Source organism: Rhodoferax lacus (genome assembly GCF_003415675.1).
Taxonomy (GTDB): domain Bacteria; phylum Pseudomonadota; class Gammaproteobacteria; order Burkholderiales; family Burkholderiaceae_C; genus Allorhodoferax; species Allorhodoferax lacus.
This window is the reverse complement of the sequence record NZ_QFZK01000018.1, coordinates 39,282-54,961: the sequence shown is the minus strand read 5'-3', so window position 1 is coordinate 54,961 and position 15,680 is coordinate 39,282. Positions and strand designations below refer to the sequence as shown.

The following is a 15,680-nucleotide window of genomic DNA, read 5'->3' as shown; positions in this document are numbered from 1 at the left end:
GCACCAGTTGGCGCGGTCTGGCGGCGTTTTTTGCCGCAAAGCGCGCGTCAATCAAGGCTCTTGACTGTCGGACCTTGAAGGCATCAGGCGCTTGGTGTGGGCCATCGCGACACGCGAATCGGCGAAACCTGCAAAGCGCCTGCAGGACTATTTATTTGCCATCGGGAAAACACCGAGCATCAAGGCCTGTGCAGCGTTGCAAAAAGGCCCAGTCCAGTCCCGGACCAGGGTCGGCCTTGCGGCCCGGTGCGATGTGTTCATGCCCCGCAATGTGGCGCACCGGGTAGTGCAGGGCCAAAGCGGGCACCAGTGCTGCCAGGGTCTCGTATTGCGCGGGCTCGAAGTTGCCACCCTCCAGGCCTTCGAGCTCGATACCGATCGAGAAGTCATTGCAGTTGTCGCGCCCGGCAAAGTACGAGCGCCCGGCATGCCAGGCGCGGTCATCGCAGCTCACAAACTGCCACAACTCGCCGCCGCGCTGGATGAAGAAATGGGCAGACACCTGCAGGCCCTCGATCTGCTTGAAGTAGGGGTGGGCGTTCCAGTCCAGCTGGTTGGTGAACAGTTGCTGCACGCAGTTGCCTCCAAACTGGCCCGGTGGCAGGCTGATGGAATGCAGCACCACCAGGTCAATGGCTGTGAGCGGTGGGCGTGGTCCGAAGTTGGGGGACTGGCATGGCCGCGCAAACGCATACCAGCCGTTCCGCCATGCCTTGGGCAGGCCCACTGTGTTCTCAGTCATCGGCCTCGTCACCCTGCATGTCGGGCGCATCAATCTTGAGCCGTGCAATGCGGTAGCGGATCTGCCGCAGGGTCAGGCCCAGCAACTTGGCAGCCAGGGTGCGGTTGAATCCGGTTTCGCGCAATGCACGCACCAGAATCTGCCGTTCCTTCTCATCCAGGTACCCCTGCAAATCGCCTGGCAATGGCTGCCTGGGTGTGCTCACCGTATCGCTTGATGGCGTGCCAGCGCCCAGAGGCACATGGCCACTCAAAGGCATGCTGGCGCTGCCCGACTCGTGCGTGGGGTCAGACAGTTCCAGCGTCTCTCCATCTGACAGCGCCAGCGCACGGTGCAGAATGTTTTCCAGCTCGCGCACATTGCCCTGCAGGGACAGGCCGGCCAGGCGTGCCACGGTGCTGGCAGTGACATGGCGCTCGGGTTGGCCCGAATCCCGGGCGATGCGACCCAGCAGCGCCTGGCACAGTGCGGGCAAGTCTTCCGGCCGCTCGCGCAGGGGCGGAATGTCGATGTCGATCACATTCAGGCGGTAATACAAATCCTGGCGAAAGCGCCCGGCCGCCACTTCAGCGGGCAAGTCCTTGTGCGTGGCGCTGACGATGCGCACATCCACACTCTCTTCCTGGTTGCCTCCCAGGGGCCGCACGCAGCGCTCCTGGATGGCGCGCAGCAGTTTGGCCTGCATGGCCAGCGGCAAGTCGCCAATCTCGTCCAGAAACAGGGTGCCACCGTGGGCGGCCTGAAAGAAGCCCTCGCGGTCCTGGGCTGCGCCGGTATAAGCGCCCTTTTTGGCGCCGAAAAATTCCGCCTCCAGCAGGTTCTCGGGAATCGCGCCGCAGTTCACCGCAATCCAGGGCCCGTCCTTGCGGTGGCTGTTGGCGTGCAGTGCGTTGGCCACCAGTTCCTTGCCGGTGCCTGATTCGCCACGCACCATCACCGGCGCCATGCTGCGCGCCACTTTGACAATGCGTTCACGCACCATGCGCATGGCGGCCGAGTCACCGGCCATGCGTGCCAGCGCCTGCTCGCCCTTGTTGCCGTGGCCGGAGCCGCCATCGGACAGGGGCGCCGACGTGCTGGCAGAGAATCCCGCACCTGCTGCCTGCGTGCCGCGCGCGGCGGCAGCCACCACGGCCCTGAACTGCTTGAGGTCCACTGGCTTGGTGAGGTAATCAAAAGCGCCCGCCTTGAGCGACTCCACTGCATTCTCGGCCGAGCCATAGGCCGTGATGACGATGCAGCGCTCACGCCGCTGCTGGGCGCGCACGCCTTTGAGCAAGTCGATGCCCGAGCCGTCTGGCAGGCGCATGTCGGTAATCACCAGGTCAAAGCGCCGTGCATTGAGCAGGTCCCAGGCCTCCTGAACGGTGCCGGCCGCCTCCACCTGGTAGCCCTCGCGCAGGAGCGTGAGCTCGTACAGGGTGCGCAAATCGGGCTCGTCGTCGAGGACCAGGATCTGGATATCGCTCACGGAAGGGGAGTGGGCCATGGTGTGGTGTGGGCTTCGTCAGCCGCAGGCAGGGTCTGGGCAATGTTTACAAAATGCACAAAAAATTCGTTTCCTTCGATGGCCTGTCCATCCACTTCACGCACACTGCGGTGGTAGGCAATGCTGGCGTTATGTCCTTCGCACAGCTGGCGGCAAATATACAGCCCCAAACCGCTGGAGCGGCTCTCGGAGGAGAAGAAGGGCTCGAACAGGTGGCGCTCCACCGTCTGGTCCATGGGGGGGCCCGCACTCCACACGCGCAGGGTGGCGTGCTGCGGCACGCTGTGCGTCTGCACCTGTATGGAGCCGGGGGTGTCCGATGCAAAGCGGCGTGCATTGTCCAGCAGGTTGACCAGCACCCGGCGCAGGTGGTCGCCTTCAAATTGCACCGTGATGCTCTGTGCCTCAGGCAGGTACTGCAGGCGCTTTTCGCAGGTGTTTTGCGCACTCCACTCACGGCAAACCCGGCCTGCCGCCTCGTTCAGGTTGACCAGCAGCGGCGTTTGCCCGCCATCCTGGGGCTGCGCGCGCGCCGCGTTGAGTATGTCGTTGACGATCTGGGCCAGGCGCTGCGCATTTTGTCCCACCATATGGGTGAGCTTCTTGTGGTGCGGGTCTGTCAGGTCTTCTTCCAGCAGGGCGTTGGCCTGGGAGATGGCCGCCAGCGGGTTGCGGATCTCGTGTGCTACGGCGGTGGACATGCGGCCCATGCTGGCCAGCTTTTCGGTGCGCATGCGGGCCTCCAGCTCGCGCTGGTCCTGCAGGAACAACACGCACAGGCTCTCGCCGCCCAGGTCCTGCGGATTGGTCGGGCGCGTGCTCACGTGGATGCGGCGGGGCCCCTGGCCTGCATGCCGGATCGTCACATCTTCCTGTTGCCCGTGGCCCTGTGCAAAGCTCCGGTGTGTCAATTCCAGCAGGGGCTGCCAGGCCGGTTCACGGTGCAAGTCAGCCACTGGTCCCTTCTGCTCTGGCGTGGGGGCCAGCAGCTGCACCGCTGCCGGGTTGGCGGCGCGCACCAGGCCCTGGCGGTCCACGATCAGCACGCCATCGGGCAATGACTCAATCACCAGTTCGTTGACTTGGCGCTGCAGGTTGACCGCTGCCTGGCTGCTGCGCACCCGCATGCCTTCGCTCGACAAGCGGCTGGACAACTGGTTGGCCAGCAGCGCGATTGCAAAATAGCCCACACCCGTGAGCGCTGCCTGCAAAAGGGATACGGTGGTGTCCACGCTGCCATTCAGGTAGGCCAGTGCGGTGTTGCCCAGCAGCAGCATGGTGACGCTGGCCGCCGTGCCCAGCGCCAGCCGCAGGGAGCCCAGCACCGAGGCCAGCAAAATGGGCAGTGCAAACAGCGGCGTGTAGTTGACCGTGTTGCCTTGCAGAATCTGCAGTGACGAATAGGCCAGCACATCCAGCCCGACCAGGCGTATCCAGTGGCGGTTGAAGCTGTTGCCCAGAAACAGGGGTTTGCCAAACAGGCCCGTGGTCAGCGTGCTGGCCAGGTAGGCCAGGCTGATGCCGATCAGCCATTTGCTGTGCGGTGTGCCTATGGCCATCATGGTGACCTGCATGGCCAGCAAGACCAGCCCCAGGGTCAGGCGCGCGGTCATGAAGCCCTGCCAGATGCGCGAGAACTCGCGCGTGTCGTCGGTGTGAATCACGGCCGCCCAAGGTGCTGCCTGTCCCAGCCAGGAGCGCTCGGTGGACGCCCGCGCCATTCAGGGCTCCCGCGCCAGGCGGTGCGCGGCGCTGCAATACAGGCCGTGTGCGCCCTGGATGGCGTCGTGTGCGGGCAGGTGCAGGCCGCATTGCGCGCACTCCACCATGGCCACGACACCGGCAGGCCCTGCGCTTTTGCGCTTTGCCTGCTTGACCTTGGGTTGGCGTGCCTGGCGCCATTGCCACAGCAGCACCATGAAGATGAAGAACAGCAACAAAAACTTCATGGGGTGCGGCTCAGCACGATTTCCATCACAAAGCGTGAGCCGACATAGGCCAGCAGCAAAAAGGCCGAGCCTGTGTACAGCATGGTGGCGGCGCGTTTGCCACGCCAGCCAAAACCGGTGCGCCCCACCAGCAGCACGGCAAAAGTCAGCCAGGACAGCACCGAGAACACAGTCTTGTGGTCCCAGCGCCAGGCGTGGCCATAAACCACTTCGCCAAACAGCATGCCCACCACCAGGGTGGCGCTGAGCAGCACAAAGCCGGCCGCCACAAAGCGGTAGGTCAGGCGCTCCAGCGTCAACAGGGGCAGGCCGCTCTGCGAATCCTTGCCCTGGCGGATGCGCTTTTCTGCATGGTTCATGAACCAGGCATGCACCACGGCAATGCCAAACAGGCCGTAGCAGGCAATGCCAAAGGCCAGATGCAGTGGCAGCCACACCGAGGTGCTGGGGGACATGGGTCCGCCCGGGAACATATAGGCCAACAGAACGGCAGCGGCGCCTATCGTGCTCAGCGTCCAGCGGGTTGGCAACTGCGGATAAATCAGGCTCTCAATCGCGTAGACCGCCGCAACCAGCCAGGCCGTGACCGAAAGGGCTGGCGCAAAGCCGAAGTGGGGCGGCTCACCCAGCAGCCCGCTGACAAGCAAGATGCCCTGCAGCAACCAGGCCACAGCCACCCAGGCGTGGGCACTGCGTACGCTCATACGGTGCATCAGTGCGGCCGGCAGCAGGTAGGCCAATGCGGCCAGAACCGAAAGGATCAGGGGAAGAGGGGACGCACTGGCTAAAATCATGTGCACAGTTTAGCCTTTTGCTTCCTGCCAGCACTGTCTGGCGCACAACACAGGTTCCGCGCAGCGGACTTTCTCCCTATGGCCTCCGCCCTTACCGACAAACTCAGCCGCCTCGTCAAAGAACTGCGCGGCCAGGCCCGCATCACCGAAAGCAATGTCTCCGACATGCTGCGCGAGGTGCGCATGGCCCTGCTGGAGGCCGACGTGGCCCTGCCCGTGGTGCGCGACTTCATTGCCCGTGTGAAGGAAAAGGCCCTGGGCGAAGAAGTGCTGGGTTCCTTGCAGCCAGGCCAGGTGCTGGTGGGCATTGTCAACCGCGAGCTGGCCGCCACCATGGGCGAGGGCATCAGCGACATCAACCTGGCAGCCCAACCCCCGGCCGTGATCCTGATGGCTGGCCTGCAGGGCGCGGGCAAGACCACCACCACCGGCAAGCTGGCCAAGCACCTGATCGAGAAGCGCAAGAAAAAAGTGCTCACGGTCTCCGGTGACGTCTACCGCCCGGCCGCCATCGAGCAGCTCAAGACCGTGACCGCGCAGGCCGGTGCCGAGTGGTTCCCCAGCACGTCCGACCAGAAGCCGGTGGACATTGGCCTGGCCGCGCTGGACTATGCCAAAAAGCATTTCTTTGATGTGCTGCTGGTCGATACGGCCGGCCGCCTGGCGATTGACGAGGCGCTGATGCTGGAGATCAAGCAGCTGCACGCGGCGCTCAATCCGGTGGAAACGCTTTTCGTGGTGGATGCCATGCAGGGCCAGGATGCGGTCAACACGGCCAAGGCCTTCAAGGACGCGTTGCCGCTCACAGGCATCATCCTCACCAAGACCGATGGCGACTCACGCGGTGGAGCGGCCCTGTCGGTGCGCCAGATCACCGGGGCGCCCATCAAGTTCGCAGGTACCAGCGAAAAGCTCGATGGTCTGGAAGTATTTGATGCCGAGCGCCATGCCGGGCGTGTGCTGGGCATGGGTGACATCGTGGCCCTCGTGGAGCAGGTCACCTCGGGCGTGAACATGGAAGCGGCACAAAAGCTGGCCGCCAAGGTCAAGAGCGGTGCGGGCTTTGACCTCAACGATTTCCTCGCTCAGATCCAGCAGATGAAGCAGATGGGTGGCTTGTCGAGCCTGATGGACAAGCTGCCCGCGGCCATGGCGGCCAAGGCCGGTCAGGTGGACATGGACAAGGCCGAAAAAGACATCAAGCGCAAGGAGGGCATCATCCACAGCATGACGCCGCTGGAGCGCCGCAAGCCTGAACTCATCAAGGCCACGCGCAAGCGCCGCATTGCCAACGGCGCCGGTGTGCATGTGCAGGAGGTCAACCGCATGCTCAAGGAATTCGAGCAGATGCAGGACATGATGAAGAAGATGAAGGGCGGCGGAATGATGAAGATGATGAAGCGCCTGGGTGGCATGAAGGGCATGCCCAAGATGCCCTTCTGAGCGCTTCTATTGGCCGCCGGGCATGCTCAAGGCGCTTTCCTTGAGCAGCATGGCGGGGTCAACTTCAAGTGCAACAGCAATGGCCACAATGGCCGTCAGAGTGGGGTTGGCGGTGCCGCACTCAATGCGAGACAAATGGGTTCGGAACAAGCCGCTGCGTTGCGACAAGGTGGCCTGCGTAATGCCGGCCTCCTGACGCAAACGTTTTATTTTGGCACCCAAAACTTCATTGATATGTAAGCGACCCATAGGTCGAGTATGGCGCCTTATCGATGTATTGCCAAGCGCCATTTCGACACCTGAAGAGGCAACCGGGCTATTGCGTCCGTTGTCTGTCAGTAAGGGTGGCAATCAGGTCATTGGCCGTGTCATCAAAGTCGTGAAACAGTTCACAGACATGCACGCCCAGTGATGTCGCAAGTGCAATCATGACCAGTAGAGTTGGATTCGCGCTTCCCGCTTCGACACGTGAAAGATACGTCCGGTAGATGCCGCAACGCTCGGACAATACGTCCTGCGTCATCCCGGCTTTCAACCTGAGCTTCTTCACCTGCTTGCCAACGACTTTCTTGAAGTCGATTTCACTTTGCTTCATGAAAGTAGTATCGATTTGATTGGCAACTAATCAAATACACTGATTCATACATTCACGGCAGCGTACATAAGCCGCAAAACCTGCCCTGGAAATTGGCCGGTTTCTGCAAATTCAGGAGTAGTCAAAAGCGAATTGCTTGAGCAGATTTCTTGCAATGCCCATACGTACACGTTGCACGACAGCACCCTCGCTCAGGTTGAAGAATGCGACATCGGCCGGCAGCATTCCCACCACATCAGCGGACAGGTGCAACGCACCCAGACTGTTGCCGCTCAGGCTGTGCCCTTGCACCTCTTCTTCGTTGAGCACGATGGTGTCGAGGTAGAGGGAACTTCCAGAAATCCGCTTCAATTCGAGTCTGGCTTGCAGGGCCTCGCCGTCAATGGCCTGCATGACACTGCCGGTCGAAAACAGCACCATGGAACGCAAGGTCCTGGACGGGTTGCACGCTATCGCATGTTCCAGGATCGCAGGGAGGTCACGCCCATCTTCGTGCAGCAATGCGCTGACGAAAATGATGTTCAGATGGGTCATGCATTTCCTCGCCCGCTATCGTTATGTATAGGCGGACTCTAGGGGCCATGGCGGACAATCAGAACGCACTGATTCGTACATTTATTCCAGGGCAGAGGCAGGCTCCGTGACAACTTCACCACGCAAGGTGTAGCTGCGCGTCTCGGTGATGCGCACCTGCACCATGTGACCCACCAGGCGCGGGTGGCCTGCAAAGTTCACCACGCGGTTGCATTCGGTGCGGCCCATCAGTTCACCACCATCGCGCTTGGAGGCGCCTTCCACCAGAATATGCTGCAGCGTGCCCACACGGCTTTCGCTGATGCGAGCGATGTTGCCGTTGATGACACTTTGCAGATGCTGCAGGCGCTGCAACTTGACCGCATGGGGCGTGTCGTCCTGCAGGTTGGCGGCCGGCGTGCCGGGGCGCGGGCTGAAGATGAAGCTGAAGGAGTTGTCAAAGCCCACGTCGTCGATGAGCTTCATCATCTTGTTGAAGTCATCTTCGGTCTCGCCAGGGAAGCCCACGATGAAGTCGCTGCTGAAGGCCATGTCAGGGCGGATGGCGCGCAGTTTGCGTACCGTGCTCTTGTATTCCATGGCGGTGTAGCCGCGCTTCATGGCCATCAGGATCTTGTCGCTGCCATGTTGCACCGGCAGGTGCAGGTGGCTCACCAGCTTGGGGATCCGGCCGTAGGCTGCAATGAGTGCCGGTGTGAACTCATTGGGGTGGCTGGTGGTGAAGCGCAGGCGCTCGATGCCGGGAATGTCGGCTACATATTCCAGCAGCGTGGCAAAGTCCGCCACCTCTGCTGTGTCGTCCGCAAGACCCGGCTTGCCCGCCAGGGGCGCGCGCCAGGCATTGACGTTTTGGCCCAGGAGGGTCACCTCTTTCACACCCTGGTCGGCAAGTCCTGCCACCTCCACCAGAATGTCTTCAAACGGGCGGCTCACCTCTTCGCCGCGCGTGTAGGGGACCACGCAATACGAGCAGTATTTGCTGCAGCCTTCCATGATGCTCACAAAGGCCGAGGCGCCGTCCACCTTGGCGGGCGGCAGGTGGTCAAACTTCTCGATCTCGGGAAAGCTGATGTCCACCTGCGGCTTGTTCTGGGCTGCGCGTGCGGCCAGCATTTCGGGCAGGCGGTGCAGGGTTTGCGGGCCGAACACCACGTCCACATAGGGCGCGCGCGCGATGATGGCCGCACCCTCCTGGCTGGCCACGCAGCCACCCACGCCGATCTGCACGCCCTTTTTCTTGAGGTGCTTGATGCGCCCCAGGTCGGAAAACACTTTCTCCTGCGCCTTCTCGCGCACCGAGCAGGTGTTGAACAGAATCAGATCGGCTTCGTCCACGTTCTGTGTCGGCTCATACCCTTGGGCGGCGTTGAGCACGTCGGCCATCTTGTCCGAGTCGTACGCGTTCATCTGGCAGCCGAAGGTTTTGATAAATACTTTTTTGGTCATGGCGGTACTCTGCAAAGGGGAGGCGCAGCATCGATGGCTGCGGGAATCAGGCAAGGCCGTGGCGGCGCGCAAACACCCGCGCGCAGGCCCGGCGGCAACTACTGCTGTGTTGGCAGCTTGAGGGCGGCTTCCGCGTCCGTCAGGACCCACACGTCATGCACCTCACCCGTGGGGTTGCGCACAAAGTTCACCACCAGGTTTTGCCCGATGATGGCGCCCGACATGAGCAGCAGGTTGTTCGGCCCGCGTATGCGTGCACCGGGTGACAGGCGGTCGGGTTTGCCGCTCATTGCAATCACAGGCGGCGCGATGACCTGCATCACACCCCGCTCGGCAGTGGGCGGAAAAGGGCGGACATTGGTTTGGGCAGAAGCCCAGGCGGCCATGCCCATCAGGGGCGCGGCCAGGGCCAGGCGCATCAGGGTGCGTCGTGATGGCGCCAGGGAGTCGGTTGCGGTGCAGCGGTTCATGGTGTGTATCCAGAGGCTGTAAAAGAGAAGGCCTGCATGCTATCACGCAGCCGAAAAAGCAAGAGAAAACGCCATTGGCAGCAAAGGCCTAAGCCCCGAATTGACCGCCAAAAGCGGCGCTTATGTGGCTTAAGCATTGGCACGCCACACCCTACCATCGGGCACAGAGATGCTCCCTGTGGAACGTGGCGAGTCAGCGCACCCACACACCCGTGCCACCGATCCGGAGCAGACCGCCTTGCAGGCACGCACACACCACCAACGGAGCTTAGCCATGCACATTGCGCAACTGGAAAACGTCAAACGGGTTCTGGGCAACACATCCGGGCTCGTTCCTGCATCGGCTGAAGGGATCGCCTGCGCCATGGCCCCCAGCGTCCTGATGGACTACGCGGGCAGCAGGCAGTCTGCCAACAGCGCACAGGGGCACTTCCATGCGCCGCTATCCGCCATTGACCTGTTTACGGTCGGCAATCTGCACATGGAACTGCAGCAGCCGGCCGAAGCCATCGCAAGCTATGACCAGGCCATCACGCTGGACCCGTGCATTCCGGAAATCCATTTCAACCGGGCCAATGCGCTGGCCGCATGCAAGCACTATGGCGAGGCGCTCAGTGGCTATGACGCAGCCATCGCGCTGCGCGCCTACTATGCCCAGGCCCACTCCAACCGCGGCAATACGCTGTATGCCTTGGGGCAGTACTTCGAAGCCATCGCCAGCTTTGACCAGGCGATTTCCTTGAACCCCGAAATGGCCGAGGCCTATCTGAACCGTGGCAATGCACTGACACGACTCGGGCGATATACGCAGGCCTTCCAGAGCTATGAAATGGCCATTGGCTGCAACCCGGACTTGGTGGAGGCCATATTCAACAAGGGCATTGCCCTGCAAATCATGTTGCTGGAGCAGGGCGGGGAATAAGCGTGAGCGCTAACTGGCCATGACTGCCGCCTGCATTGGCAGGACAACAAAAAACCCGCAAGGCCTGGAGGCCTTGCGGGTTTTGATTGTCTGGTGGTCGTAGGTGGATTTGAACCACCGACATCAGCATTATGAATGCTGCGCTCTAACCAGCTGAGCTATACGACCGAAGGCCGCAATTATAGCAGGCTAAATTGGGCGGTTTTACATCGGGGCCTCAGGCGTTGCGAAATTCTGCGCGGCGCTTGTTCACAAAGGCGTCCATGCCCTCTTTCTGGTCGGCAGTGGCGAACAGGGCGTGGAACAGGCGGCGCTCGAACATCAGGCCGTCAGAGAGGCCGCTCTCAAAGGCGCGGTTGACGGTTTCCTTGGTCGCCATGGTGGCGATCTGCGAGAAGCCGCAGATCATCAGCGCTGCACCCAGCACCTCGTCCATGAGCTTGTCATAGGGCACGACGCGGCTGACCAAGCCGGCACGCTCGGCTTCCACTGCGTCCATCATGCGGCCGGTGAGAGCCATGTCCATGGCTTTGGCCTTGCCCACGGCGCGCGGCAGGCGCTGCGTGCCACCGGCACCGGGGATGACACCCAGCTTGATTTCGGGCTGGCCGAACTTGGCCGTATCGGAGGCGATGATGAAGTCGCACATCATGGCCAGCTCGCAGCCGCCTCCCAAGGCAAAGCCACTCACCGCTGCAATCACCGGCTTGCGTACGCTGCGGATGGTTTCCCAGTTGCGGGTGATGAAGTCGCCGCGGTAGGCCTCGGCAAAGGTGAGCGTGGCCATGGCGGTGATATCGGCGCCCGCGGCAAAGGCCTTTTCGCTGCCGGTGATGACCATGCAGCCAATGGCACTGTCGGCGTCAAAGGCCTGCAGGGCGTGGCCCAGCTCGTCCATCAGCTGGTTGTTCAGGGCATTGAGCTGCTTGGGGCGGTTGAGCGTGATGATGGCGACCTTGTCGCCTTCAATACGGGTGGTGATGCATTCGTAGTCCATGGGAGTCCCTCTGTTGTTGAAATAAGAGAAATCAGGGTGCTGCGGGTTCCAGCCAGCGGTTGACCAGCGCTGCGTCGCTGCTTGCCAGGCGCACGGCCTGGCTGGCTTTGGGCAGGGTGAGTGTCAGGTTCAGCAGGCGCTTGTCGCGGGCCACGGTGGCCGTCACTTTCTTGGCGTTGCCTGCGTACAGCATCAGGTCGTCCAGGGTCTGCATGCGCCAGGCGCCGGTGGACTTCGGGCCTTCGGCCTGCACCGCCAGCCACTCGTCGCCATGGGCAAAGCCAGCCTTCTCGGCGGCACCGCCACGCAGCACCTGGTGAATCGTCAGGCCACCCGACTCCTTCACGCGCAGACCCAGCTGCTGGGCCACCTGGTCTGGTTCGCGGTGCACCTTCACGCCGTGCTTTTCCAGCAGCTCAGCCACGGGCAGCTCCTGCGTGCTGTGCACCCAGCGGGCGATGTCTTTGGCAAACGAGCGCCCACCCAGTTCGGCCAGCACGTCCAGCAGGTTCTGCTCGCTCATGGGGCCGGCCGCACAGGTGCGCCACAGCGCCTGCATCACCGCGTCCAGCGTGGTGCGGCCCTCGGCACGCAGGGTCAGGTCCAGGCAAAGGGCCACCAGCGAGCCCTTGGTGTAGTAGCTCACCGTGGCGTTGGCGGTGTTCTCGTCCTGGCGGTAGTACTTCACCCAGGCATCGAAGCTGGCTTGCGCCACGCTTTGCACCAGGCGCCCGGGGGTTTGCTGCACCTGGTTGATGGTCTTGCCCAGCAGCTTGAGGTAGGCAGTGTTGTCGATGCGCCCGGCGCGGCGCAGCAGCAGGTCGTCGTAATAGCTGGTGAAGCCTTCAAAGAACCACAGCAGCTCGGTGTAGTTTTCCTGGGTGTAGTCGTAGCGCGCGAATTCGGCGGGGCGCAGGCGCTTGACGTTCCAGGTGTGAAAGTACTCGTGGCTGATCAGGCCCAAGAGCGTGGTGTAGCCCTCGGGCTGCTTGTGCACCGGCTGGGCCAGGGTCTGGCGGGCTTTTCGCGGCAGGTCCTTGCGGGTGCAGATCAGCACGGTGGAGTTGCTGTGCTCCAGGCCGCCATAGCCGTCGTTCACGGCATTGAGCAGGAACAGGTAGCTTTTGAAGGGAACCGGGTTGTCGGTGTGTTTGGCACCAGCCTTGGCCTGTGCGCCATGCCAGAACCGGACTTCGGTTTCGCAAATGGCCTGCGTGTCAGCAATCAGCCTGTCGCCGTCAAAGCTCTCGGTGGCACCGGCCACCACAAAGCGGTGGGGAATGCCGCAGGCCGTGAAGCTGGCGCTCCAGAAATCGCCCATCTCCACCGGGCAGTCCACCAGGGTGTCGTAGTTGGCAGCGCGGTAGCTGCCAAAGCCGGACTTGAGCGCGCGCACCGGCTCCAAGGCGGTGGCCAGCTTCCAGTGGGGGGCCTGGGGCGGCGCGATGATCTCCACCGCATGGCTCTGCTCCTCTGCACCTGCTACCTTCAAGAACAGGCTGGTGCCGTTGAAAAAGCCGCGCGTGGCGTCCAGCCAGGCGGTGCGCACCGAGCTGTCAAAGGCATAGACCTGGTAGTGCACCTGCAGGGGCACGCCCGGCTTGCAGTCCACTACCCAGCTGGCCTTGTCGCGCTGCAGGGCGGCGACGCTGCGGCCGGCCTGCTTGCACTCAAGTTGCTGCAGGTTCTTGGCGAACTCGCGCACCAGGTAGCTGCCCGGAATCCACACCGGCAATTGCAGCAGTTGGGCGGCCTGCGGGTTTGCAATGTGCAGGGTGACGCTGAACAGGTGGCTGTGCAGGTCGGCCAGCTCTACACGGTAGTGGATGTCCTGAGCTTGGGGCCCTGCGGCTTTGGTCTTGCTGCCACTCATGACTTGGCGTCAGCCAAATGTTTTTCAATCTGCTTGGCGTCAATGGCGCCAGGCACCCGTGTGCCGTCCACAAAGATCAGCGTGGGCGTGCCATTGATCTTGTGGGTGCGGCCCAACTCCACATTGCGGGTGACGGCGTTGGTGTCGCACATCTGCACCGCGTTGGGGATGTTCTTCTCGCGCACCATCAGGTCCTGCCAGACCTGTGCGCGGTCCTTGGAGCACCAGATGGACTTGGACTTTTCCACCGAATCGGCGCCCAGGATGGGGTACAGGAACATGTAGACGGTGACATTGTTGATGGTCTGCAGGTCACGCTCAAAGCGTTTGCAGTATCCGCAGTTGGGGTCTTCAAACACGGCCAGCTTGCGCTCGCCATTTCCCCGCACGATGGTGAAGGCGTCCTTGAAGGGCAGGCTGTCGAACTTGATGGCGGTGAGCTTGTCCACCCGCTCTTCGGTCAGGTTGCGGCGCTGCTTGGTGTCATACACATTGCCCACCACCAGGTAGTCACCCTGGGCGTCGGTGTAGTAGATCTCGGTGCCGTTGATGCGCACTTCATACAAGCCGGGAACAACGGACTTGTTGACCTCGTCGATGGCCTTCAGGTCGGGGAAGCGTTGGGCAATGTTTTTGCGGATCAGCGCTTCCTGGGCGAAGGCACCGGCCGACAGGGCCAGGGCGACCAGGGTCAGACTGATGCGGCGCAGGGTTGGGTTTTTCATAGAGCTTTCTGTTGGGGTTCGGGTGGTTGGTCGCCGCAGGGAATCGTGAGCTGGCTTCAGTGTTGTGTGCCGGGGCGCTGTCTGCCACCCATGGCACGCGCAGCCACCCAGTGCTTGAAGGGGCCGCTCTGCTCAAAGCCGCGCATGCCCAGGGAACGCAGCGTTTGCCAGGCGGGATGGTTTTGTTTGAACATCTGCTGCAGCACATCGCCCGAGCCGCCCACCACGGCAAAGTCGGCCTTGCGTGCGCGCTCGTAGGCGCGCAGCAGCTTGGGGTCGCCCACACTGCGCCAATAGGCGCGGTGGTCCAGGATGTGGACCAGCTCAGCCACATCGCCCAGGCCCAGGTTCAGACCTTGCCCGGCCAGCGGATGCACATTGTGGGCGGCATCGCCCGCCAGCAGCCAGCTGGCGCCAGCGGCCTGTCCTGCCCATGCTTTTGCCTGGGCGGCCTGCAACGGCCAGGCTTTGCGCTCACTGCACAGGGTGAGGGCCCCCAGGGCGCCCTGGCTGGCCTCCAGCAATTGCTGGCAAAAATCCAATGCATCCGTGGCCTGCAAGGCCTGAGCCCGCGTCGGCTCGACGGACCAGACCAGGGCGCACTGTTTGCCCTCTGGCCCGTCCAGTGGCAGCAGGGCCAGGATGTCGCCGCCCGCAAACCACTGGCGTGCCACCTGCCCATGGGGCAGGGCGCACTGCACGCGCGCGGCCAGTGCCCATTGGTGATAAGGACGGGTGGAGAACTCCACGCCAAATTCGGCGCGGGTGGCGCTGGCACGGCCTTCGCACACCACCGTCAAATCTGCCTTGGCCGGATGGGTCACCATCTCAATCAGGGGCTGGAAGCGCACGGCCTCTTTGAGCAGGCCTTCGAGCACCGGCACATCCACAATCCAGTTCAGCGCGTCTGTGCCCTGGGCTGCTGCGTCAAACACCACGGGTGCATCACCCTCGTTCTGTACCTGCATGCGGGTGACCGGTGTGGCGTGGGCTTCATCTGGCCAGCAGCGGATGGCTTCGAGCAAGGTACGCGAGGCCGGACTCAGCGCATAGGCGCGTACATCCGAATGGGCCAGGTTGTCCGGCAGATCCTGCGCGACCAAAGCCACGCGCAGGCGCTTGGCGGCCAGATGCAGTGCGAGGCTGCGCCCCACAATGCCAGCGCCGCGGATACAGATGTCATAGGTTTTCGCCATGGGGGCATTGTAGGAGGCCACCGGCCAGGCAGCAGCCTGTGGTGGCTTATTGCGCCGGTGCAGCCGTGACCCAGGCCCGTGCTTGGGCCACTGTGGAGAAGAAGCCTACCTCCAACCGGGTCAGGTCACTGAAAGCCCGGGTACTGGCTTCCATGTTCGGGTCGCTGGACACCACGGCCGGGCGCACGCCGGGGTTGGTAAAACGGGCGCCCAGTTCGTGGGCCACCATGGCTGTCATATCCAGCCCTGAAAAATCCAGTTCCGAGGCCGCCAGCATGTCGTGAATGACATATTTGGTGGTGATGTAGTTGATGTCGGCGTGTATCTCGAGCACCGCCCCCATGAACTCGGCAAAGGTCACCCTATCCTGGTAGCAGATGTAGGCGCCGTTGCGCTCCCAGTTGATTGTGTAGGCCAAACCGACTCCCCTGCGAATGTTCGCATCACATGACAGGCGCATGGTAGCGCACATGCAAGCGTTGCCCCGCCTGCCTGACAATGGGGC

At 62.5% G+C, this 15,680-nt stretch carries 17 protein-coding genes and 1 tRNA gene; 2 read left to right on the top strand and 16 right to left on the bottom strand.

Annotated elements, in window-relative coordinates:
* Positions 1-151 precede the first annotated feature (151 nt).
* Genes ampD through DIC66_RS19080 form a run of 5 tightly spaced genes read right to left on the bottom strand, consistent with a single transcriptional unit; the run spans position 152 to position 4,974 of the window.
* Positions 152-742: a 1,6-anhydro-N-acetylmuramyl-L-alanine amidase AmpD gene (gene ampD, locus DIC66_RS19100; protein WP_117179772.1), complete on the bottom strand. Its 591-nt coding sequence runs from the start codon at positions 740-742 to the stop codon at positions 152-154.
* Entirely contained in the window at positions 735-2,231 is a 1,497-nt protein-coding gene (locus DIC66_RS19095; protein WP_117179771.1) for a sigma-54-dependent transcriptional regulator, read from the bottom strand. Before DIC66_RS19095 ends, ampD begins: the two co-directional genes overlap by 8 nt.
* Complete coding sequence (locus tag DIC66_RS19090) at positions 2,210-3,952, bottom strand: two-component system sensor histidine kinase NtrB (RefSeq protein ID WP_117179770.1); 1,743 nt, start codon at positions 3,950-3,952, stop codon at positions 2,210-2,212. Before DIC66_RS19090 ends, DIC66_RS19095 begins: the two co-directional genes overlap by 22 nt.
* Entirely contained in the window at positions 3,953-4,180 is a 228-nt protein-coding gene (locus tag DIC66_RS19085; protein WP_117179769.1) for a PP0621 family protein, read from the bottom strand.
* A complete protein-coding gene (locus DIC66_RS19080; protein WP_117179768.1) occupies positions 4,177-4,974 on the bottom strand; it encodes a cytochrome C assembly family protein in 798 nt (265 codons plus the stop codon). The genes DIC66_RS19085 and DIC66_RS19080 overlap by 4 nt, the downstream gene beginning before the upstream one ends.
* A gap of 78 nt (positions 4,975-5,052) precedes the next feature.
* On the opposite strand from DIC66_RS19080, the gene ffh reads away from it, so the two are divergent.
* Positions 5,053-6,417, top strand: coding sequence for a signal recognition particle protein (ffh, locus tag DIC66_RS19075; protein ID WP_117179767.1), 1,365 nt, complete (start codon positions 5,053-5,055; stop codon positions 6,415-6,417).
* 6 nt (positions 6,418-6,423) lie between these two features.
* Here the strand turns inward: ffh and DIC66_RS19070 are convergent, their stop codons facing one another.
* The 5 genes from DIC66_RS19070 to DIC66_RS19050 form a co-directional block, all read right to left on the bottom strand.
* Positions 6,424-6,666 (bottom strand): helix-turn-helix domain-containing protein, encoded by a 243-nt coding sequence (locus DIC66_RS19070; protein ID WP_117179766.1) that lies wholly within the window; start codon positions 6,664-6,666, stop codon positions 6,424-6,426.
* A 67-nt stretch (positions 6,667-6,733) separates the two neighbouring features.
* On the bottom strand, positions 6,734-7,012 hold the full coding sequence (locus tag DIC66_RS19065; protein WP_117179765.1) for a helix-turn-helix domain-containing protein: 279 nt from the start codon (positions 7,010-7,012) through the stop codon (positions 6,734-6,736).
* Between the two features lie 111 nt (positions 7,013-7,123).
* Positions 7,124-7,546, bottom strand: coding sequence for a BLUF domain-containing protein (locus tag DIC66_RS19060; RefSeq protein ID WP_117179764.1), 423 nt, complete (start codon positions 7,544-7,546; stop codon positions 7,124-7,126).
* Positions 7,547-7,627: 81 nt separating this feature from the next.
* Positions 7,628-8,992 carry a tRNA (N6-isopentenyl adenosine(37)-C2)-methylthiotransferase MiaB gene (gene miaB / locus DIC66_RS19055; protein WP_117179763.1) on the bottom strand — a complete coding sequence of 455 codons (1,365 nt, stop codon included), beginning with the start codon at positions 8,990-8,992 and terminating at the stop codon, positions 7,628-7,630.
* A 98-nt stretch (positions 8,993-9,090) separates the two neighbouring features.
* Positions 9,091-9,462, bottom strand: coding sequence for a hypothetical protein (locus tag DIC66_RS19050; RefSeq protein ID WP_233506003.1), 372 nt, complete (start codon positions 9,460-9,462; stop codon positions 9,091-9,093).
* A gap of 274 nt (positions 9,463-9,736) precedes the next feature.
* Here DIC66_RS19050 and DIC66_RS19045 point away from each other — a divergent pair, with 274 nt between their 5' ends.
* Positions 9,737-10,384 carry a tetratricopeptide repeat protein gene (locus DIC66_RS19045; RefSeq protein WP_158558949.1) on the top strand — a complete coding sequence of 216 codons (648 nt, stop codon included), beginning with the start codon at positions 9,737-9,739 and terminating at the stop codon, positions 10,382-10,384.
* A gap of 91 nt (positions 10,385-10,475) precedes the next feature.
* Here DIC66_RS19045 and DIC66_RS19040 read toward each other — a convergent pair.
* From DIC66_RS19040 to DIC66_RS19015, 6 genes are all read right to left on the bottom strand, one after another.
* Positions 10,476-10,552, bottom strand: a tRNA-Met gene (locus tag DIC66_RS19040).
* A gap of 49 nt (positions 10,553-10,601) precedes the next feature.
* Positions 10,602-11,381, bottom strand: a complete 780-nt coding sequence (locus DIC66_RS19035; protein ID WP_117179761.1) for an enoyl-CoA hydratase — start codon at positions 11,379-11,381, stop codon at positions 10,602-10,604.
* Positions 11,382-11,412: 31 nt separating this feature from the next.
* Entirely contained in the window at positions 11,413-13,254 is a 1,842-nt protein-coding gene (locus tag DIC66_RS19030) for a M61 family metallopeptidase (protein WP_117179760.1), read from the bottom strand.
* The gene (locus tag DIC66_RS19025) at positions 13,251-13,979 is read right to left on the bottom strand and encodes a DsbC family protein (protein WP_117179759.1); all 729 of its coding nucleotides are present in this window, start codon (positions 13,977-13,979) and stop codon (positions 13,251-13,253) included. Before DIC66_RS19025 ends, DIC66_RS19030 begins: the two co-directional genes overlap by 4 nt.
* Before the next feature lie 56 nt (positions 13,980-14,035).
* A complete protein-coding gene (locus DIC66_RS19020) occupies positions 14,036-15,175 on the bottom strand; it encodes an FAD-dependent monooxygenase (RefSeq protein ID WP_117179789.1) in 1,140 nt (379 codons plus the stop codon).
* A 46-nt stretch (positions 15,176-15,221) separates the two neighbouring features.
* Positions 15,222-15,593, bottom strand: coding sequence for a hypothetical protein (locus DIC66_RS19015; RefSeq protein WP_117179758.1), 372 nt, complete (start codon positions 15,591-15,593; stop codon positions 15,222-15,224).
* Positions 15,594-15,680 lie beyond the last annotated feature (87 nt).